Origin of the sequence: Myxococcus hansupus, from assembly GCF_000280925.3 — a bacterium.
Lineage (GTDB): Bacteria > Myxococcota > Myxococcia > Myxococcales > Myxococcaceae > Myxococcus > Myxococcus hansupus.
In genome coordinates this window covers 5,047,133-5,067,927 of the sequence record NZ_CP012109.1, presented here as the reverse complement: position 1 = coordinate 5,067,927, position 20,795 = coordinate 5,047,133, and the positions used below count along the sequence as shown (strand labels likewise).

Annotated in this window: 16 protein-coding genes and 1 other RNA gene; 9 read left to right on the top strand and 8 right to left on the bottom strand. The window is 67.4% G+C overall.

What is annotated here, in order from left to right; all coding sequences use genetic code 11:
- Positions 1–206 precede the first annotated feature (206 nt).
- Positions 207–1,346 carry an acyl-CoA dehydrogenase family protein gene (locus A176_RS19515; RefSeq protein WP_002639179.1) on the top strand — a complete coding sequence of 380 codons (1,140 nt, stop codon included), beginning with the start codon at positions 207–209 and terminating at the stop codon, positions 1,344–1,346.
- A 9-nt stretch (positions 1,347–1,355) separates the two neighbouring features.
- Here A176_RS19515 and dctA read toward each other — a convergent pair whose 3' ends face one another.
- From dctA to A176_RS19500, 3 genes are all read right to left on the bottom strand, one after another.
- Complete coding sequence (dctA, locus tag A176_RS19510; RefSeq protein ID WP_002639178.1) at positions 1,356–2,645, bottom strand: C4-dicarboxylate transporter DctA; 1,290 nt, start codon at positions 2,643–2,645, stop codon at positions 1,356–1,358.
- Between the two features lie 106 nt (positions 2,646–2,751).
- Positions 2,752–3,039: a hypothetical protein gene (locus A176_RS19505; protein WP_002639718.1), complete on the bottom strand. Its 288-nt coding sequence runs from the start codon at positions 3,037–3,039 to the stop codon at positions 2,752–2,754.
- Positions 3,040–3,102: 63 nt separating this feature from the next.
- Positions 3,103–3,525 (bottom strand): hypothetical protein, encoded by a 423-nt coding sequence (locus A176_RS19500; RefSeq protein WP_002639719.1) that lies wholly within the window; start codon positions 3,523–3,525, stop codon positions 3,103–3,105.
- Positions 3,526–3,600: 75 nt separating this feature from the next.
- On the opposite strand from A176_RS19500, the gene A176_RS19495 reads away from it, so the two are divergent.
- From A176_RS19495 to A176_RS19475, 5 genes are all read left to right on the top strand, one after another.
- Positions 3,601–4,242, top strand: a complete 642-nt coding sequence (locus A176_RS19495) for an SAM-dependent methyltransferase (RefSeq protein ID WP_044891059.1) — start codon at positions 3,601–3,603, stop codon at positions 4,240–4,242.
- Between the two features lie 48 nt (positions 4,243–4,290).
- Complete coding sequence (locus A176_RS19490; protein WP_044891058.1) at positions 4,291–10,335, top strand: alpha-2-macroglobulin family protein; 6,045 nt, start codon at positions 4,291–4,293, stop codon at positions 10,333–10,335.
- 539 nt (positions 10,336–10,874) lie between these two features.
- Positions 10,875–11,828: a Hint domain-containing protein gene (locus A176_RS19485; protein WP_021781616.1), complete on the top strand. Its 954-nt coding sequence runs from the start codon at positions 10,875–10,877 to the stop codon at positions 11,826–11,828.
- 83 nt (positions 11,829–11,911) lie between these two features.
- Entirely contained in the window at positions 11,912–12,712 is an 801-nt protein-coding gene (locus A176_RS19480) for a hypothetical protein (protein ID WP_044891057.1), read from the top strand.
- A 6-nt stretch (positions 12,713–12,718) separates the two neighbouring features.
- Complete coding sequence (locus A176_RS19475; RefSeq protein ID WP_226993926.1) at positions 12,719–13,849, top strand: hypothetical protein; 1,131 nt, start codon at positions 12,719–12,721, stop codon at positions 13,847–13,849.
- A gap of 293 nt (positions 13,850–14,142) precedes the next feature.
- On the opposite strand, the gene A176_RS19470 is transcribed toward A176_RS19475, so the two are convergent.
- From A176_RS19470 to ssrS, 5 genes are all read right to left on the bottom strand, one after another.
- Positions 14,143–15,318: an EndoU domain-containing protein gene (locus A176_RS19470; RefSeq protein WP_002639724.1), complete on the bottom strand. Its 1,176-nt coding sequence runs from the start codon at positions 15,316–15,318 to the stop codon at positions 14,143–14,145.
- 97 nt (positions 15,319–15,415) lie between these two features.
- Positions 15,416–16,678, bottom strand: a complete 1,263-nt coding sequence (gene tyrS / locus A176_RS19465) for a tyrosine--tRNA ligase (protein ID WP_002639725.1) — start codon at positions 16,676–16,678, stop codon at positions 15,416–15,418.
- Positions 16,679–16,734: 56 nt separating this feature from the next.
- Positions 16,735–17,523 carry a TIGR00282 family metallophosphoesterase gene (locus A176_RS19460; RefSeq protein ID WP_002639726.1) on the bottom strand — a complete coding sequence of 263 codons (789 nt, stop codon included), beginning with the start codon at positions 17,521–17,523 and terminating at the stop codon, positions 16,735–16,737.
- Positions 17,520–18,143: a 5-formyltetrahydrofolate cyclo-ligase gene (locus A176_RS19455; RefSeq protein ID WP_002639727.1), complete on the bottom strand. Its 624-nt coding sequence runs from the start codon at positions 18,141–18,143 to the stop codon at positions 17,520–17,522. The genes A176_RS19460 and A176_RS19455 overlap by 4 nt, the downstream gene beginning before the upstream one ends.
- A gap of 19 nt (positions 18,144–18,162) precedes the next feature.
- Positions 18,163–18,359, bottom strand: a non-coding RNA gene (ssrS, locus tag A176_RS37610) — 6S RNA.
- A 250-nt stretch (positions 18,360–18,609) separates the two neighbouring features.
- Between ssrS and A176_RS19450 the strand changes: the two genes are divergently transcribed.
- The 3 genes from A176_RS19450 to A176_RS38735 all read left to right on the top strand — a co-directional run bounded on the left by A176_RS19450 (position 18,610) and on the right by A176_RS38735 (position 20,781).
- Positions 18,610–19,485, top strand: a complete 876-nt coding sequence (locus A176_RS19450) for a tetratricopeptide repeat protein (protein WP_002639728.1) — start codon at positions 18,610–18,612, stop codon at positions 19,483–19,485.
- Positions 19,482–20,495: a serine/threonine-protein kinase gene (locus tag A176_RS19445; RefSeq protein ID WP_002639729.1), complete on the top strand. Its 1,014-nt coding sequence runs from the start codon at positions 19,482–19,484 to the stop codon at positions 20,493–20,495. The genes A176_RS19450 and A176_RS19445 overlap by 4 nt, the downstream gene beginning before the upstream one ends.
- A gap of 109 nt (positions 20,496–20,604) precedes the next feature.
- Entirely contained in the window at positions 20,605–20,781 is a 177-nt protein-coding gene (locus tag A176_RS38735) for a hypothetical protein (RefSeq protein ID WP_002639730.1), read from the top strand.
- The last annotated feature ends 14 nt before the right edge of the window (positions 20,782–20,795 follow it).

Sequence of the window (20,795 nt, the reverse complement as noted above, 5' to 3'; positions counted from 1 at the left end):
CAAGGGGATACTCCGCATTGCGGACTATCTCCCATCGGGGGCGTTTAACGCCCGGCCGCTGGGCGGGCAGGAAAAATGACATGCCGCATTGGGAGCGTCCCTTGGCCTGGAGGCGGGGGATGTGTGTCACGGAGGCGCCGCTTGTGGCACCTAGAGGCCCCTGTTATTGATTCCAGAATCAATCCTTTCGCGAGGACACACCCCCCATGCCCCACCCGTTCACCGAGGAACACGAGGCCTTCCGCAACACGGTGCGCAGCTTCGTCGAGAAGGAGATGACGCCCCACGGCCTGGAGTGGGACAGGGCCGGCATCTTCCCCAAGGAGTTGTTCCGCAAGGCGGGAGACCTGGGCTTCCTGGGCATCAGCCATGACCCGAAGTACGGCGGCAGCGGGCTGGACTACTGGTACGTGACGGTGTTCGCGGAGGAGTTGAGCCGCAGCCTCAACGCGGGTGTGAACATGGCGCTGCTGGTGCAGAGCCAGATGGCCACGCCCATCATCAACGAGATTGGAACCGACGAGCAGAAGCGCGAGTTCCTGGAGCCGGCGCTCAAGGGCGAGAAGATCGCCGCGCTGGGCGTGAGCGAGCCGGGCTGCGGCTCGGACGTGGCCAGCATCAAGACGACGGCGCGCCGGGACGGGGATGACTACGTCATCAACGGCTCGAAGATGTGGATCACCAACGGCACGCGCGCGGACTTCATCACGCTGGCGGTGCGCACGGGCGAGGCCGGCTACGGCGGCATCTCCCTGGTGACGTTCCCCACGGACGTGAAGGGCTTTGGCGTCTCCAAGAAGCTGGACAAGGTGGGCAACCTGTCCTCGGACACCGCCGTCCTCTACTTCGAGGACTGCCGCATCCCCGCCCGCTACGTGCTGGGCGAGGAGAACCAGGGCTTCTACCACATCATGACCAACTTCCAGGGTGAGCGGCTGGTGGGCGCCATCACCACGGTGGCGGGCATGGAGCGGATGGTGGAGGACTCCATCCAGTACGGCAACGAGCGCGAGGCCTTTGGCCGGCCGCTGATGAAGTTCCAGGTGTGGCGCCACAAGTTCGTGGAGCACCTGACGGCCATCGAGGCGGCCAAGCGGCTGACGTACCACGCGGTGGACCTCTTCGACCGGAAGGAGAACCCGGTGAAGGAGGTCTCCATGGCGAAGCTGTTCGCCGGTGACCTGGCCCAGCGCGTGGCCTACGACTGCCAGCAGTTCTACGGCGGCATGGGCTACGTGGAGGAGACGTCCATCGCGCGCATGTGGCGCGACGTGCGCCTCATCACCATCGGCGGCGGCACCTCCGAGGTGATGAAGGAGATCATCTCGAAGATCTACGGCTTCTGAGCCGTCCGCTCAGGCGCCGTGGCCCAGGTGCAGCCCTTCCAGCGGCTTGGGCCCGCTGTCCAGTTCGGCGTGCATGACGGCGTCGTCACGCACGCCCTCCCACTTGGACACCACCAGCGTCGCCACGGCGTTGCCAATCACGTTGGTGATGGCGCGCGCCTCCGACATGAAGCGGTCCACGCCCAGCAGCAGGGCCACGCCCTCCACGGGCACCTTGCCGTTGAGCGCCGCCAGCGTGGCCATCAGGGTGATGAAGCCCGAGCCCGTGACGCCCGCCGCGCCCTTCGACGTGAGCAGCAGCACGCCCAGCAGGGTGAGCTCCTCGCCCAGCGTCAGGTCCACGTTGACGGCCTGGGCGATGAAGATGGCCGCCATCGTCAGGTAGATGCACGTCCCATCCAGGTTGAACGAGTAGCCGGTGGGCAGCACCAGCCCCACCGCGCCCCGGTCGCAGCCCAGCGTCTCCAGGCGCTTGAGCAGGCGCGGCAGCGCGGACTCCGACGAGGACGTTCCCAGCACCAGCAGCAGCTCGCTGCGCATGTACCGCAGCAGCTTCCACAGGGAGAAGCCGGACAGGCGCGCCACCATCCCCAGCACCAGGAACACGAAGAGGGCGCAGGTGACGTAGACGGCGATGAGCAGCCGGCCCAGCGAGCTGAGGGACTCCACGCCGAACTTGCCCACGGTGAAGGCCATGGCCCCGAAGGCGCCCACCGGCGCCAGCTTCATGATCATCCCGACGATGCCGAAGAAGACCTGCGCCAGGTCATCCGACAGGTCCAACACGCGCTGCCCCATGGGCCCCAGGCGCGTGAGCGCCACGCCCGTCAGCACCGCGACGAGCAGCACCTGGAGCAGCTTCCCCTCCGTGAAGGCCGACAGGAAGTCGTGGGGGATGATGTCCATCAGGAAGGGGATGGTGCCCTGCTGACTCGCGGAGGCGCGGTACTGGGTGATGCCGGAGGTGTCGATCTGCGCCGGGTCGATGTTCATCCCCGCGCCGGGCTTCAGCGTGTTCACCACCACCAGCCCCACGACGAGCGCCAGCGTGGTGAGCACCTCGAAGTAGATGAGCGCCTTGAGGCCGATGCGGCCCACGTGCTTCAGGTCCCCCATCTTCGCGATGCCCGCGACGATGGTGAGGAAGATGACCGGGGCGATGATCATCTTCACCAGCTTGATGAAGCCGTCGCCCAGCGGCTTCATCGACGTGCCCAGGTCCGGCCGCAGCCAGCCCAGGAGCACACCCACCGCGATGGCCAGCAGCACCTGGACGTAGAGATTCTTCAACCACCGCATCCGCACCCCACTGTGGAAGGCCGCGGACTATAGCGCGCCGCATCCTGGGACTCGCTGGGTGGGTGGGTGGGGGGGCAGCGGGCGGCCGGGGGCATGCCGGGCCGCGTCACTTCTTGCGGAACAGCGCCTCCGCGGCGTTCAGCAGGGCGTCGCGGCCCTCCTTCACGTGGAGGCCGCCCTCGCCAATCTGGAACAGCTCGCAGAAGTTGGCGCCGTCCTTGTCCTTGGGCACCTCGGCGAAGGGTTCCTTGCACTCCTTCGCCACGCTCAAATCGAAGTGACGGCAGTTGCGGCACGAACGGATGTCCTCGCCGCAGTGAGGGCAGTCGTCACGCCGTCCCACCTGGTTCGCGATGATGTCGAGCCGGTGTCCACAGTGCGCGCAGCCGGGCATGGGCCTCCTCCAATGAGACGGGGGCCTCCATTGTGCCAGCGCGCCACCGGGCGCGGCGAGCGCTCAGCGCTGGGGGCTGGGCGTCAACGCCTGGACGTGCTCCGAGGAGGCATGCTCCCGGGTGTGGCTGGCGTGGCTGTCGCCACCCGTGACGTCGATGAGCTGGTCGTTCAGCCGCTTGAGGAGGAACAGCAGGTACGCGCACACCGCCGCCAGCGAGGCCGCCAGCACGCCGAGCATCATGCCGCGCTGCCACACGTGCGCCGCCTCGAGGACCCCGCGGCGCTCCGCGAACGTCTTCAACTGGGCATCCGCCGCGCCGCCATCCAGCCGTGCCGCGTAATCCTCTGCCTGGGCGGTGCCGCGCTCCATCAGCCACTGGCCCTGGACCTGGAGGGCATCCGCGCGGATGTAGCAGTACGAGGCGCCGCCCGCCGCGAGCAGGGAGATGCAAAGCGCCGTCATCACGCTCCGGGTGGTGCCCATGCAACATCCTCCGGACTGGCCGTTGCACGGGCAGTCACACCCGCGACTGCTCCGGCTTCCCGAAGACAGTAGCGGATGCTAGGGAGCCCCCCTGACATGGGCAAGCCCTACCGTCCTAAAGACCACTATTTCCAGAAGGCCAAGCAAGAGGGCCTTCGAGCCCGTTCGGCCTTCAAGGTCGATGAGCTCATCAAGCGTTTCCCCATGGTGAAGAAGGGGCACGTGGTGCTCGACCTTGGGGCCGCGCCGGGAGGCTTCTTGCAGATCCTCGCGGATGCCGTGGGCCCCAAGGGCCGCGTCATCGGCGTGGACATCGTCCCCATCCGGCCCTTCAGCCAGCCCTTCGTGCGCACGGAGGTGATGGACGTGCTCGCGGACGACTTCGACGCGAAGCTGGCCGCCATCTATGACGGTCCCTTCGACGCGGTCATCTCCGACATGGCGCCCAAGACGAGCGGCATCAAGGCCACCGACGAGGCGCGCAGCCTGCGGCTCGCGGGCAAGGCCCTGGAGATCGCCGCGGCGCGGGGGCTCCCCGGTTCCTCCTTCGTGGCCAAGGTCTTCATGGGGGGCGACTTCGAGGACTTCCGCAACCAGGTGCGCGCCCTCTTCGAGGAGGTGAAGGTGGTCCGCCCCGAGGCGACGCGCGGCGCCAGCATGGAGGTCTACCTGGTGGGTCTGCGCCGTCGCGCGCCAGAGCCCTCCGGGGAAATCTGACGTTCATTGTGGAACGTTCCAGGGGGCGGCTGTGTCTAGAGTGCCGACATGCACCGGACCCCCTGGACCCGCGCACCCTTCGTTTCGCTGTGCTTGATGTCCCTCCTGCTGGCCTCGCCCGCGTTGGGGCAGGGCAAGGCGCCGCCGTCGTGGAAGGCCATCGACACGATGGTCTCCGAGCAGAAGCTGGAGGCCGCCGCGCAGGCCGCCGAGGCCCGCCTGGAGCAGGCGAAGAAGGCGGCCGACGAGGCCGATTGGGCGCGGGCCCTGATTCGCACGGTGCAGCTTCGCACCGCGCTGCATGGGTATGAAACGTCGGTCCGGTTCCTGCGCGATCAGCCCTGGCCCAAGGGCGCGCTGCACCGCGCGACGCTGAACCTCTACTACGCCAACGCGCTGGTCACCTACGCGCGGGAGTATGGCTGGGAGGTGCGCCAGCGCGAGACGGTGGCGTCCTCCGGTCCGGTGGACCTCAAGGCGTGGACGTACGAGCAGATTCTCACCGAGGCCCAGCGGGCCTATGAGGAGGTCTGGACGCAGCGGCAGCAGCTCGGCGCGGAGCCGGTGAAGGTGCTGACGGAGTACCTCCAGCCCAACACCTACCCGGACGGCGTGCGCTCCACGCTGCGCGACGCGGTGACGTATCTGCGCGTGTCCCTGCTGTCGGACAGCTCGCACTGGCGGCCCGAGCAGGCCAACGAGGTGTACCGCCTGGACCTCGGCGCGCTCCTGAGCGGCACGCGGACGGTGGCGTTGACGGACCCGGCGGTGCACCCCTTGGAGAAGGTGGCCGCGGTGCTCGGGGATTTGGAGGTCTGGCACCGCGCCGCGGGCCGGCGTGAGGCGGAGCTGGAGGCGCGCCTCAATCGCTACGAGGTGCTGCACCAGCACTTCACCGACAAGGAGGACCGGACGCGCATCCGTCAGCACCTGGCGGCGCACCTGCCCACGTTCAAGAACGTTCCCTGGTCGGCCGTGGGGCAGGCCCAGCTCGCGGAGATGGAGCGGACCGCGGACCACGCGGTGCGTGCCCACACGCTGGCGAAGGCGTGCGCGGCGACGCATCCCGGCTCGCTGGGGGCCCGGCGCTGCCAGTCCATCGTGTCCCAGCTCGAGGCCCCGGAGTTCCAGTTGGGGATCATGTCGTCGGACGGGCCGCGGCGCCGCTCCATCGAGGTCACCCACCGCAACGTGCCCACGCTGCACTTCCGCGCGTACCGCATGGACCTGGAGGCGCAGCTCGCGAAGAGGGACGACTTCGACTTCATGCCGGACGGGGACAAGCTGAAGTCCTTCATGAAGGGCCAGCGCGCGGTGGCCACCTGGAGCGTCGCGCTGCCGAAGACGGAGGACTTCCGGGACCACCGCACCTTCGTCACGCCGCCGCTCCAGGAGACGGGGACCTACGTCATCGCGGTGTCCGCCCAGGAGGACTTCCGGGAGAAGAACAACCGCATCATGGCGGTGTACCTCACGGTGACGCCCTGGGTGATTGTCTCCCGGATGCAGGGGACGGACGTGGTGGAGGTGCGGGTGGTGAACGGGGAGACGGGCGCCCCCGTCGCGAAGGTCCCCTTGCGGCTCATCCATCTGGATTACCAGAAGGGGTTCACCGAAGCGGCGCGCACCACCACGGACGCGGCGGGCATGGCCACCTTCAAGGCGGCGCCGGGCCGAGGCTACCAGAACCACATGTTGCTCGCCGGGCGTGGGCGGGAGCTGCTCCGGCACACCCACCACGTGGGCCTCTACCACCGGGAGCCCCCCGGGGAGCGCAGCAGCGCCCTCGTCTTCACGGACCGCGCGGTGTACCGGCCCCTGCAGAAGGTGCAGTGGAAGGTGGTGTCCTACAGCGGCCGTTACGACCAGGCGCGCTTCGCGGTGAAGGCGGGCGAGGGGCTCCATGTGTCGCTGATGGACCCGAACCGCCAGGTGGTGGAGACCCGGGAGGTCCACACCAATGACTTCGGCTCGGCCGCGGGGGAGTTCACCATCCCCACGGGCCGGGTGCTGGGCGCGTGGTCCGTGACGGTGAGCAATGGGGGCCAGGCCGTCATCCGCGTGGAGGAGTACAAGCGGCCCACCTTCGAGGTGACGCTGAAGGATGCGCAGGCGCCGCTGCGCATCAACCGCCCCGCGACGATTCAGGGCGAGGCCCGCTACTACTTCGGCATGCCGGTGACGTCCGGCTCGGTGCGGTGGCGCGCCTACCGGGAGCCGGTGATGCCCTGGTGGTGGTGGGGCGTCCGTTCGACCTCCGCGGAGCGGCAGGTGGTGGGCACGGGCATGGCGTCGCTGCGCGAGGACGGCGGCTTCACCATTGGCTTCACGCCCGAAGCGGACGAGCGGATGGCGGGCACGCCGGGCATGACGTGGAGCTACCGCATCGAGGCGGACGCCACGGACGAAGGCGGCGAGACGCGCTCGGCCCACCGCGCCTTCCGACTGGGCTTCGTCTCGGTGGAGACGCGCGTGGACGCGGACACGGGGTTCTTCCGTGAAGGCGCGCCCGCGACGCTTCGGCTGACGCGCGCGACGTTGGATGGCGTGCCCCAGAAGGGCGAGGGCCGGTGGCGGCTGGTGGCCCTGGCGCAGCCCTCCCGGCCGGTGATGCCCGCGGACGAGGCCAACGCGCTCGAGAAGTTCGTGGACCCCGAAGTCGTGTACACGCCGACGCCGGGAGACGCGCAGCACGCGCGTTGGCTCTCCTCCTATTCGCCGGACTCCACGTTGCGCGGGTGGGCAGACGGCGCGGAGCAGGCGAAGGGCACGGTGCAGCACGACGCGGAGGGGCTGGCCCAGGTGAAGCTGCCTTCGCTCAAGGCCGGTGCCTACCGGTTGCATTACGAGACGACGGACGCGTTCGGACAGAAGTACACCGTGGCGAGCGACCTGCTGGTGGCGGGGGCCAAGGGCGGTCTCGAGTTGCCCGGGCTGCTGGAAGCCGAACGTGACACGGCGCAGGTGGGCGAAGTGGCGCGGCTGCTGGCCCTCTCCGGCTTCGAGGGGCAGCCCATGCTGCTCGACGTCTACCGGGGAGAGCAGCGCCTCTCGCGGCGCACCCTCGTCGCGGGGACGTCCTCCGGCGTGCTGGAGGTCCCCGTGACGGCGGAGATGCGCGGCGGCTTCACCGTGGTCCTGTCGATGGTGCGCGACTACCAGTTCCTGCAGTTCTCGAAGACCCTCTTCGTGCCTTGGGACGACAAGGAGCTGAAGCTGGAGTTCGCGACGTTCCGCGACACGTTGCGGCCCGGTGCCAAGGAGACGTGGCGGGTGACGGTCCGGGGGCAGAACGGCGCGAAGGTCGAGGCCGGCACCGCCGAGCTGCTCGCGTACATGTATGACCAGTCGTTGGACTTGTTCGCGAAGCAGTCTCCGCCCCGCGTGGCGGACTTGTATCCGCGTTGGAGCACCCACGCGTCCCTGCATTCATCCCTGGGCCTGGGGTACTCCCGCTGGCTGGTGAACGACCGCTATGCCGAGGTGACGAGCTGGCCGCGCCCCGACCCCGACGTGCTGCGCTTCGAGGACGGCTACGGACTGGGCGGACCCGGTCGGCGGCGCTTCGGGGCCTACAACCGCGGTGGAAGCGTGGGTGGCATGCGGAACGCTCCGGGGGCTCCCCGCGCCGCGGCGGCTCCCGAAATGTTGAGGGAAGGTGCCCCGCCGCCGCCACCGCCGGCTCCCGCGCCGGCGCGGGAGGAGAAGCGCAAGAGCGTGACGTCCGTGGATGCCGCGGCCCAGTTCGCTGAGGGTGGGGCGGAGGCGCCGTCGGAGGGATTGCGCTCGAACTTCGCGGAGACGGCGTTCTGGGTGCCCCGGGTGCTCAACGGGGCGGACGGCTCCGCGACGTTGGAGTTCACCGTGCCGGATTCCGTGACGGCGTGGAGCGTGTGGGTCCATGCGCTGACCCGGGACTTGAAGGGCGGCTCGTTGCAGCGCACGTCCCGCAGCGTGAAGGAGCTCATGGTGCGGCCCTACGTGCCGCGCTTCCTGCGTGAAGGGGACCGCGCCGTGCTGGAGGTGATGGTGAACAACGCGGGGACCGCGCCGATGAATGGCTCGCTCGTGTTGGACATCGTCGATCCGGAGACGCAGAAGAGCGTGCTCGCGGACTTCGGTGTTCAGAGCGCCTCGCAGCGCTTCTCCGTGGCGGCGGGGAAGGGGACGCGGCTGCGCTTCCCGCTCACCACGCCGGCCCGGGTGGGGATGGTGGCGTTCCGCGTGGAGGCGCGCGCGGGGGATTGGAGCGACGGCGAGCTTCGCCCCGTGCCGGTGCTGCCGGGCCGGATGCACCTGTCGCAGTCGCGCTTCGTGACGCTGAAGGGCAACGACGGGAAGACGATGCGGTTCGATGACTTGCGCGCGGGGGGAGACCCGACGCGGGTGAACGAGCAGCTCGTCGTCACGGTGGACACGCAGTTGTTCTATTCGGCGCTCCAGGCGCTGCCGTACCTGGTGAACTACCCTTACGAGTGCACGGAGCAGACGCTCAACCGCTTCGTCTCCGCGGGCATCCTGTCCAGCCTGTATGGGCAGTACCCGTCAGTGGCGCGCATGGCGAAGAAGCTGAGCGAGCGCCCCACGCAGTTGGAGACGTGGGACTCGGTGGACCCGAACCGCAAGCTGGCGCTGGAGGAGACGCCCTGGCTGGAGATGGCCAAGGGCGGCCCGGAGGTGGACGCAGGCCTGGCGAACGTGCTGGACCCGCGCGTCGCCGCCGCCGAGCGCACGTCCGCGATGGCGAAGCTCCGCAAGGCCCAGACGGCCAGCGGTGGGTTCCCGTGGTGGCCGGGTGGCCCGCCGTCGCCGTACATGACGCTCTACATCGTGCACGGCCTGTCCCGCGCGATGGAGTTCGGCGTGGAGGTTCCTCCGGAGATGACGCGCGCTGCCTGGGGTTATCTGGCGGGGCACTTCCGCGAGGAGTACGCGAAGAAGCTGATGGCGAAGGGGACCGGTTGGGAGTTCCTCACCTTCCTCAACTACACGGCCTCGGCGTACCCGAACGAGCGCTACACCGGTGACGCGCTGACCGCCGCGGAGCGGCAGCAGATCCTCGCGTTCAGCTACAAGCACTGGAAGCAGCACTCGCCGTACCTCAAGGGGTACCTGGCGCTGACGCTCAAGCGCGCGGGCCGCAAGGCGGATGCGGAGCGCGTGTGGGAGAGCGTCATGGACTCGGCGAAGACAAGCGACGAGCTGGGCACCTACTGGGCTCAGGAGGACCGGAGCTGGCTCTGGTACAACGACACCACGGAGACGCACGCCTTCGCGCTGCGCACGTTGACGGAGCTGAACCCGAAGGACCCGCGCCGCGAGGGACTGGTCCAGTGGCTGCTGCTGAACAAGAAGCTCAACCACTGGAAGTCCACGCGGGCCACGGCGGAGGCGCTGTACGCGCTGGTGAAGTACCTCCAGGCGGAGGGCGCGCTCGGCGTGCGTGAGGATGCCCTGGTGACGGTGGGCCCGCGCGTGGTGCGGATGAACTTCTCGCCGGATGAGTACACGGGGAAGAAGAACCAGGTCGTCGTGCCCGGCCCGGAGTTGAACCCGGCGACGATGAGCGCGGTGAAGGTGGAGAAGACGACGCCGGGTTTCGCCTTCGCGTCCGCGACGTGGCACTTCTCCACGGAGAAGCTGCCGGACAGCGAGCGGGGCGACTTCTTCCAGGTGTCGCGGCGCTACTTCCTGCGCGAGCGCCAGGGCCGTGAAGCCGTGCTCGTCCCGCTGGCCGAGGGCTCCGTCGTGCTGCCTGGCGACGAAGTGGAGGTGCAGTTGTCCCTGCGCACGAAGCACGCCGCGGAGTACGTCCACCTGAGGGACCCGCGCGCCGCGGGCCTGGAGCCGGAGAGCGTGCAGTCCCGCCACCGGTGGGATTTGGGCATCGCCTGGTACGAGGAGACGCGCGACTCCGGCACCAACTTCTTCTTCGAGCGCCTGCCCGCCGGTGAGTACACCTTCAAGTATCGGCTGCGCGCCAACATGGGGGGCTCGTTCAAGGTGGGGCCCGCTACGCTCCAGTCCATGTACGCGCCGGAGTTCACCGCGTACTCCAGCGGCGCCGTGATTACGGTGGGCGCGGCGAAGTAGGTCCGCGCTCGCTGGTGGGAGCGGAGCCCTTCGCCGGGCTCATTTCCCTCGGGTGGCCTTGTCGCGGGTGGGGGCGTGGCCCTTCGCAGGGCTCACGACACCTTAAACTACTGCCTGCTCGCCAATACGGCCGGCGCGTTCAATCTGGGGCTGGCGACCCTCCAGGCCATGTTCGCTCCGGAGTTCACCGCGTACTCTAGTGGCGCTGGGATTGCGGTGGGCGCGGCGTCACAATGAGCGGGGAGGCCCAGTGCGGGCTTGCTTGGCTCATGCGCGGGTTGGATGTGGATATCCCTTAGCATTCGAGTCGGGGTTGCTTTGCCATTGTTTCCGGATTGATAGTCTTTCCCGAGAGGTCAAATCTCTCTAGTGAGGGCGTCCGGCGTCATCCCATGCGCAGCGCTTCCGGAACGGACAAATCCGGTCGCCAGATGATTGTGTTCCAGTGATGTGGCTCGCGCTCGGAGGGATTGTGCGCGGCGGGGTCGAGGACCGTCCCACTCGTATTCCCAATAATCCGCTGTGCGTGGAGTCCAATCATGGAACGCAAGAGCATCTGGCTAACGGTCTGCTTGGGGATGAGCGTCTTTGTCGCCGCGTGTGGTCAGGAGGTCACGAATCCCGAGGATGCGCGGCTCGACAGCTCGGCGCAGGGGGTCCGCGACATCATCGTCATCGAGGAGCAGCCCTGCATGGAACTCACGGACCAAGGCCTCTGCGGGGGTGGGGGAGGAGGCGGAGGAGGCGGAGGAGGCGGAGGAGGCGGTGGGGGAAGCGAGACTGGGCCGGGAATGCGGCTGGCCACCTTCCAGAGCCTCGCGGGCCAGAATACGACCCGCTGCGTGGGTGGCATCACCATGACGGAGTGCCAATCGGAGTTGGCGTATGCCTACTCCCAGCAACTGATTACGCAGGCGGCCTACAGTTGGGGCATGTCCACCGGATTCTACCCGGTTGTCGACCGGCACAATCAAATCGGCGCTGTGTGTAAATGCGGCTGCTTCGAGGCGGATACTCAGATTTTGACGCAGGATGCGGATGGGTTCCGAGTGTGGCTGTCCGCGAAGTCCGTTCGTTCGACCACCGAGCTTATCTCACTCGATGAGACAACGAATCTGACGACGCCCGGGTTCCTCACGCGCAATATCGTCGCGATGTCGCAGGGGAAGGAATCCCCTTCGCTCTTCGTCTTCACCCTGGACAACGGTCGTCAGCTCAAAGTGACACAAAACCACGGCATGCTCTTGAGCAACGGTCGGGTGGTGGAAGCGAAGACCGTACGTGTTGGCGACGAGTTTGTCGGGCTGGAGGGTGAAATTGTCACCGTGCGGAACCTTACCTTCGAACACACTGCCTTCGACGTGTACAACTTCGAGGTCAACGCGGAGGACAAGGCGGGCCATTTCCTGGCTGCTGAAGGCGTTCTCGTTGGCGACCTGGCCTGGCAGAACCAGCTTTCTCGCGAACTGGGCGCCATCGCCGTCCGACGTTAGTCAGGAATCGGTCCTTTGGACTGGCGGGATGGACACGAGCCGTTCGTCTCGCCAGTCAGTGTTAGCCTCAGGAGGCACAGACCATGTCGAAAACGGTGCGGTGGCGCATGGCCATGGTCTCGGTGGCCGCAAGCGTCTTGGGATTGAGCCTTGTCGTGGCATGGGACGCTGCAGTCCCGCCGGAGCAAACTCCGAAGGCACACTCCATCCCGACGCGAGGCCTGCCTGCTCCGGTGGCGGCACGCCTGGAGGCGCGGGCGGCTGAGATTGCCAAGCAGCGGCTGGTCGAGCTTCCTCCTCCCGTGGCCGTCCCAGAGTTCGTGGGCGGGTTCCCTCGAGAGGCGGTGGCGTTGCTGACGGAGAGCTACCGGGAGATGTTGTCCGTCCAAGGGCTCTACAATCAAAACGCCGTGCGTCAGCGGCAGGTCGCTCGAATCCTGGAATCTCGACACGGTGCCGAGATTGCTTCGAGAGCCATTTCGGACACGGCCTTCGCGAAAGAGGCGTTCGGCGATTTTCAGGCGGAATCCCGCTTCTACTCTATCGACGTGTTGCGGACGGCCGCGAAGAAGGGGGATGAACGGTGGTTGCTTCGGTCTGCGGACGCGCTCGCTCGAGAGCTGACTCTCACGGGAGGAGGTGGCGCGGCGTTGGATGAGGGCCGCAGCACGGACTTGCGTGACCTCATGCATGCCTACATTGACGTGAAGGGCGTCCAGTCGCTCGCCAATGGAGAGTCCGCCTTGCTTCGGTCATTGGGGTACTCACCCGGCATGCCCGCGCCGGTGAAGCGCATCTACGACGATGTCCTCTTTCTTCGACTAAAAGCCCTGCATGGGCGTGAGCAAGCCGCTTCAATGACGGCCGCGCTATTGGAAGGGTGAGGCCTCATGCTGCTTCGGTTCGTCCTGCCTGTGGTGTCCGTCCTGCTTCTGCTGCCGGTATCAGGCTGTGGGCCGGATGGAGACGACGTGTCCATACCGCCAGCGACGCTGCCGGGCTACCAATTGGATCCGGTGGTCGCCAACCTAATTGATTCGGTCAAGGCGGACATTCTGGCGGATACCTGCTTTCTTCAGCAGGATGTTTCCCACTGCAGTTGGGGCGAATTCGGGTTCAACCCTGGTCGATTCTCAATGGCTCGGAGCACTGGGGAGGCCATCCTTATCGTGGATGACTTTCCTTCGCTGCCTCCTCGAGTGATGCGCTATCACAACCGCATCAAGGGCTATTACCGTGTCGGCCAAAATGGGACGGTTGCTGCCGTCCCTTTTTCCTGGCGCGCGCCCACGACGCTCTTCCACGCGTTGGATGCGTTCGCTCTACCAGATTTCGTTCCGGCCGAATCTCTGCGCCCGCTCTCTCAGCCCCTTCGCGATCTCTTCGGCTTCTACGACGTAGGGAACATCGGGCACGGAAGTTTCGTATTGTCTTTACTGATCGAGACCAATCCGCATCAGCCCATCGTGTTGATGGACCTGATTCGTATGCATGGGTACGCGCTGGAAGACTTGTGTGATGCGTCTGGTTCGCCAGAGTCGCTGGCGCGCCTGTCGTCGAAGTCGCATCAAGTCGCGGACGAACTCCGTCGCGTTATGGCCCTGCACAACGTTCGGTTCGTGAACCTGAGCGCGGGAGAAACCCTGCTGACGTTGCGGCAGCAGTGGGCATCTTCTTGCGGCGGGCACGTTCCCCATGATGACATCCTTCGCGCCAAGCTGAATGCCTATACGCCGGTTGCCGATGCGCTCTTCAATACGCCCGGTGTCTTTGCCGCCCAGGCAGCCATCAACGCCTCTAACCCTCAGGACTTTCCCTTCGATTTCCCGTCACCGGCTTTCCCGAATCGGATGCTGGTGGGGTACTTCACGGTCCTGGACTCCGGCCTCGATGAATCGGGGCGGGGGGGGCCTCAGGTCTTTCCGGATGGCCGGAGTTACGGAACGTCGACATCTATCTCAACAGTGGTGTGCAGCCGGTCCGTCCATTTGCCTACGGCGAAACGCCGCTGCTGCAAGTGAACGGCTATGGGGTGGATATATTTCCTATCTCCCAGACGACCACGTCGTGGATAACCACGTTGGCGTTGTCGCGATTCATTAACATTCGCGACGGAAGTTTCGCGTCATCGAGTATGAGCAACTCCCTGATTGACCTTGTCTGGCGGAGGATGGTGCCGCGACTGTGCCCGGACCGCCCCAGCTCAATCTGCGTTTTCCAGGACCCCTTGCGAAATGGGCAGACCGAGGCTGTCCGGTTGAAGTACCGGGAGAAGAAGTACCTCGAACCGTAGGGGCGCTCAGGAGGCCTATGCTCACTCGCCGCAGGTGGCTTTGTCGTCCGTGGGGTGGAGCGTGGCGATGCCGTAGGTGCCGTTGCGCGTGCTGCACCACACGCGCCAGTTCGTCCCACCCAGGTCGGCCGCGGAGTACACGCCGCCTTCCTTCTTGGCCCCGCCGCGCGCGCAGCACCGGGCGAAGGCACGCGTGCCAATGGCCATCAGTTCCACCGCGTCAGGTGAGCGGGAGAAGCTGCCGATGCGCTTCTCCCCACAGGACCAGGGCGCCACGCCCTTGAAGCGGATGAGATACGCGTCGCCCTTCAAGGCCGCGTTACCGCGCGCCGGGCCTTGGTAGCAGAGGCGTCCTTCCGCCTCGAGCTGCGCATAACGCGGCAGGAAGTGCAGCCCGCCAATGGGGCCTCGCTGCCAGTCATCCCCGCAGAAGACGTGCGTGAAGGCGTTGCGCGGCCCGGTGCTCACCCACAGGCTCGTGAGCCAGTCGATGTTGGCCTGCTTCGCGCCGGGACGTCCCGCCACCGACAGCGCCCGCTGGACGCGCGCGTCGTCGTAGTAACGGGTGACGAAGCGCCGCACGTCGCCCTCGCTCACGCTGGCGTCCGGGCGCGCAGGGCACAGGTCCAGCACCTCGCGGTCCATGGCCGACAGCGCCGGGGCCTTCGCGAAGAGAGGCGCGCTGTCACACGTCGTGGCGCAGCCCGTGGCCGGCTTCCAGCCGACGGCGCTCACGGAGCCGGCCTGCTCCTCGTCATGCGCGCCATCGTTTCGCCCCGTCACCGAGGCCCGCGCGGCGGCGCTGCCCGCGGGCCCCCGCAGCACCACCTGATTCCCACCACCGGCCCCTTCCGTCCGCGCGCCGCCACCGCCCGCGAGGCCCCGTTCCCGCTGCGCTCGGTCCGCCGCCACCAGCGCCGCGGCGCTGGGCCTGGCGGGCGCGGTGGACTCCGGCGCGCCATCACACACCACCCATCCCTCGGCCGACCCGCCTTGCAGCTTGCACCAGGCACGCTGGGGCCCGCCCTTCTTCAGCAGCGGGTAGGGCTTCCCGGCCTCCACTGTGAAGACGACCTTGGGGGACTCGGGCTGCTCGACGGCGTCCACCGCGACGTCGGACACGAAGACGCCCCGGGCCGCGAGGGCCGGCAGCGAGGCACCCAACAACAATGCGAGGCAGGGGAGGGAAAGACGCATGGCGCACGGGAGTGTACAGCAGTCCCCGCGGTGCCCCTCGGAGCGAGGGGCACGGGGGCACGTCCTGCGCCTGCGACGGCCGTCAGCGGCCGGGCATTCAACCCAGCTTCACGCGGGCCGCCTTCAGCTTGCCCACCTGCACCGTGTACTCGCCGGCGCCCAGCTCCGCCTTGGCGTCCTGCACCTTCTCTCCGTTGATGCGCACGCCGCCCTGCGCCATCAGCTTGCGCGCCTCGGTGGCGGAGGCCACCAGCTTCGTCTCCGGCAGGAGCTTCGTCACCGGCATCTTCTCCGCGCCGCCCAGGGACAGCTCCACCAGGGGGAGCTCGTCCGTGGACAGCTCCTTCTTCGCGAAGCGCTTCTCGAAGTCCTCGGCGGCCTTCGTCCCGGCCTCCGCGCCGTGGAAGCGCGCCGTCATCTCCTGCGCGAAGGCGACCTTCGCCGTCTTCGGGTGCAGCGCGCCGGACTCCACCTGGGCGCGCATCTCCGCCAGCTCCCCGACGGTCTTCGAGGAGAGCAGCTCGTAGTAGCGCCACATCAAGTCATCGGTGATGCTCATCAGCTTGCCGAAGATGATGTTCGCCGGCTCGTCGATGCCCACGTAGTTGTCCAGGCTCTTGGACATCTTCGCGCCGGCGATCTTCCCCTCCACCAGCTTCGCGTCGAGCCCTTCGAGGATGGGCCCCGTCATGATGACCTGGGGCGCGATGCCGTCCTCCTTCATCAACTGACGGCCCACCAGCAGGTTGAAGAGCTGATCCGTGGCGCCCAGCTCCACGTCCGCCTTCAGCACCACGGAGTCGTAGCCCTGCAGGAGCGGGTAGAGGAACTCGTGGATGGAGATGGAGACCTCGCCGCGGAAGCGCTTCTTGAAGTCGTCGCGCTCCAGCATGCGCTGCACCGAGTAGCGCGAGGCCAGGCGAATCATCCCCTCCGTCCCCAGCGTGTCCAGCCAGGAGGAGTTGAAGCGCACCTGCGTCTTCGCCTCGTCCAACACCTTGAAGACCTGCTTCTTGTAGGTCTCCGCGTTGGCCTTCACCTCGTCGCGCGTCAGCGCCGGGCGCGTGGCGTTGCGGCCCGTGGGGTCGCCAATCAACCCGGTGAAGTCGCCGATGAGGAACACCACCGTGTGGCCGAACTCCTGGAAGCGCCGCATGCGCGTCAGGAGCAGCGAGTGGCCCAGGTGCAGGTCCGGCCGGCTCGGGTCGAAGCCCGCCTTGATGATGAGCGGCTTGCCCGTGTCATACGAATACCGAAGCTTCTTCTTCAGGTCTTCGGCCGAGTGGAGGTCCACCGTGCCACGGGTCACTTCTTCGAACTGCTCCTCGGGGGTCGCCTTGCGCAGCGCGTCCGGATTCATGGCGCCGCAAGCTACCCGAAGTGCGTCGGCCGTGGACGCACTTCCGCGAGGCTGTTTCAGGTGCCCGGCAGGTGCTCCCGCACGCGGTGGATGCTCCGCGCCCGGCCCGTGGCGTCGTCGATGTCCGCCACGATGCCCTGGAGGTACACCAGCCGCTCGGCCACCTCGTAGGGCGCCGTCTTGCCCAGGAAGCGCGCCAGCGACGACTCCTTCTTCATGCCGATGACGGAGTCCAACGGCCCGCACATGCCCACGTCGGTGATGAACGCCGTCCCGCCCGGCAGGACGCGCTCGTCCGCGGTCTGCACGTGCGTGTGCGTGCCCACCACCACCGAGACGCGGCCGTCCAGGTGGAAGCCCATGGCGTTCTTCTCGCTGGAGGCCTCGCAGTGCATGTCCACCAGGATGCAGGGCGTCTGCTGACGCAGCTCCTCCACCAACCCCTCCACCACTTCGAAGGGACTGGCCTCGGTGCGCATGTAGACGCGCCCTTCCAGGTTGATGACACCCAGGGCGCGGCCATCCGGGAGCTTCACCACGGTGTGGCCCTTGCCCGGTGTTCCCTTGGGGTAGTTGGCCGGACGCAGCAACAGGTCCGGATGCTCCTTCACCCAGGGGAGGATGGCCTTCTTGGAGTAGAAATGGTTACCGCTCGTCAGCAACTGGACGCCGCTGTCGAGCAGGTAGTGGGCCGTCTCTGAAGTGATTCCCGAGCCCTGGTCGCTGTTCTCCGCGTTGGCGACCACCACGTCCACGCCATGTTGCGCGCGGACCCTCGGAAGGAGCGTGCGGACCGCCTGGAGACCCGGGCGGCCCACCACGTCCCCCATGAAGAGGACTTTCACGTATCGAGGAAGTCCCAGTCGCGGTACAGGCCGCGCAGGGACTCAGACTCCGTTACGACCAGGTCCATGTCGACGTCATCCCCCGTCGTGGGCAGCACCGGGACGACCTGGTCATTGAAGGCCAGGCCCACCCGCCGACTGCGCTGACTGGCCGCGCGAAGGGTGGCGTCGTAGTAACCGCCCCCGCGCCCCAGCCGCTTGCCTTCCCGGGTGAACCCCAGGCCCGGCACCACGAAGAGGTCAATCTGGTCCACCGCGATGAGGTCCGCGGAGTTGGTGGGCTCTCGCACCCCCAGCCGCCCCGGTTCCAGCTCGCTTTCCGACTTGATGGCACGGAAGGAAAGAATCCGCCCGTGAACATGTGAGAGCGGGTAGCAGACGATCTTTCCGTCTTGCAACGCCGCGATCAGGATATCCCGGGTAGGCACTTCTCCCCGAATGGGGGCATACAACGCCACCGTCCGCGCCTTCTGATAATACGGCGCTGCCAGGAACCGAGACTGAACCTTGAGACCCCGCGTATCGATGAGGTCCGGCGTCATCGCCTTCCGGCGAGCCGTGAGCTCTTCGCGTAGGGTCTGCTTCCTCGCCGCCGCCTCTTCCACCACCGTCTCGCTCACCGACGCCGCTCCACAGAAAAAGTCCCCCGCAGCATGGCCGTGTGCCCGGCGTCCATTGAACCCTCTGAAAGCCAGGTGGGGACCGAAATCATGTCTCCGCAGGCTTCCCTCATCCCCCGTGAGAGGGGAGGGCTTGCACATGGAGACCGAAACGGACCCCGGAATGGACGTATCGGTTCGAATTTCTGCCGAGCATCACGCGCCCCGCAGGGGACAGCCCTTGAATAAATCTACAAAACTCCCCAAGTCCTCGAATCTATTGGGAAAACCCGCCAGAGTCTTTGGAAATGATAAGGATGGGGGGCGGCGGGGTCAAGGCATCCTCGCGCGTTTACAAGGCAGGCACGGGACCTCTATGATGGAAAGAGCCCGAATCCACCCACATATGCCGCCCTCGCTATTGAACAAGGGTCTTGCGACGGTTCTTTCCGTTGCCTCCGGCCTCGCGTGGGCGGGACCGCCCACGGTGTCCAGTTCCTATCAAGGGGACGGCTATGGCGCCGTGTCCATGCGCGTGCAGGGAGACCGGCTGACCGGCACCGCGACGGGCGGCCCCTGCGGCTTCGAACCCGACACGGAGGTGCTCTCTGGCGAGTTCCAGGACAACGTCCTGGTGGGCCAGTTGTTGCTCTGCCAGGTCGGGCCGCAGTGCGAGCCGCGCGTCCATCAGTCGGCGTTGGTCGTGTTCAACCCGGAAGACGGGGCCATGACGGCGCTCTTCCGGCTCAAGGACGGGTGCCGCTCGCCCTCGCTGAAGAACGACGCGTTCCTGCTCTTGCGCCCCCTGTCCCATGAGGCGGATGCGACCGAGCCGCCCGTGCGTCCGGCGTCGGCGGTGGCGCTGTCCGACGGGGCGGGGTCCTCGGCGGCGCAGGTGGCCGCGGGGCTGGGCCGGCAGGGCGAGGTTCCTCCCTTGGAGGAGGGGCAGCGGCAGTTGGCGTCGGGGAACGCGGCGGTGGCGCAGCGGCACTTCGAGCTGGCGCTGGAGCGGGATCCTCGCAACGCGTCCGCCGTGGTGGGGCTGGGCGCCAGTCAGCTCGCGCTCAACGACGTGGGCCGCGCGGTGCGGACGCTGGAGGCGGGCCGCGGCCTGGCGCGCGCGGACGTCCAGTTCTGGCTGGCCTACGCGTACCACCGCGAGGGCAACCGCGTGCGTGCCCGCGAGGCGCTGCGCAAGGCGTTCGAGATGGGCTGGACGCCGGCGGGCCGGACCTCCGAGGCCGCTCCGGAGCAGGCGCTGCGGGAGGACATCAAGGACCTCGACTCACTCATGCAGCAACAGCGGGCCCGGAAGCGGGGTCCGGTTCGCGCTCCGGCGGGGGCCGGAAACTCGACGCCGTGAGCCAGTCGCCTCCGCCGCAGAAGCCCATGCGGGTCTTCGGCAACTACGAGGTCCTCTCCGTCCTGGGAAAGGGCGGCATGGCGGAGGTGTACCGCGCCCGGGTGCTCGCGGGCGCGCGTGAAGGCTGGACGGTGGCCCTGAAGCGGCTGCTGCCCGCGCTGACGCGGGATCCTGAATCGGTGTCCCTGTTCGCGCGCGAGGCGCAACTGTCCAAGCAGTTGCACCACCCCAACATCGTCACGGTGCTGGATGCCGGCGAGTTGGAGGGCATCTACTTCATCGTGATGGAGTTGGTGGACGGCCGCGACCTGGGGCAGATCCTCCGTCGCTGCAAGGTGCGGGGCATTCCGCTGCCGCTCGACTTCGCGGTGTACCTGGGCAAGGTGCTGTTGGAGGCGCTGGCGTACGCGCACTCGGCCACGGGGCCCCAGGGCGAGCGGCTGGGCATCGTCCACTGTGACGTGTCGCCGTCGAACCTGTTCATCTCCCGCGTGGGGGAAATCAAGCTGGGCGACTTCGGCGTGTCGCGCGTGCTGGTGGACGGCAAGCTCCAGGGCGGCGACGTGCTGGGCAAGCCGTACTACCTGTCCCCGGAGTCATTGCTCGGTGAGGTGAGTCCGGAGGCCGACCTGTGGGCGGCCACGGTGGTGCTCTACGAGCTGTTGACGTTGGAGCGGCCCTTCACCGGGGCCACGCCGGATGCCGTCTTCAGCGCCATCCGTTCGCGGCAGTACCGGCCGCTGCGTGAGCTGCGTCCCGACGTCCCCGAGGCGCTGGAAGCCGTGGTGGCCCGCGCGTTCGCGGAGCGGCCCGAGGACCGGTTCTTGACGGCCGAGGACTTCGCCCTGGCGCTGACCCCGCACTACGACGAGCGCGTGGGGACGCCGCTGGCCATCGCCGCGGTGGTGCGCGGCCTCTTCGGCGCGAGTGACGAAGTGCCCGCCGTTTCCACGCCCACGGGCTCCACGCCCAACGGCGCGCCGCCGACACCTGGCTCGCGCACGGGGTAGGGGAGCGGGCACGCTGTCGCCAGGTCCGCCAGGCCCTGCCCACCTTCCAGGACGATGACGAACTTCTCCTCCGTTGCCGCGGTGTGTCCGCGCGGAAGGAGGCAGGAAGATGGCGCAGAAACCCGAGCAGAAGCAGCCAGCGCAGGAGGCACCCGAGCCAAAGGGCGGGGCGCCGGAGCGCAGACGCACCTCCCACGCGGATGAAGCCCGGGAGGACGGGATGCCCGGTTACGGCCAGCCCGACGAAGACGTCCGCGAGCAGTCGCTCCCGGAGCAATCCTGGTAGTCCGTGAACGGGAC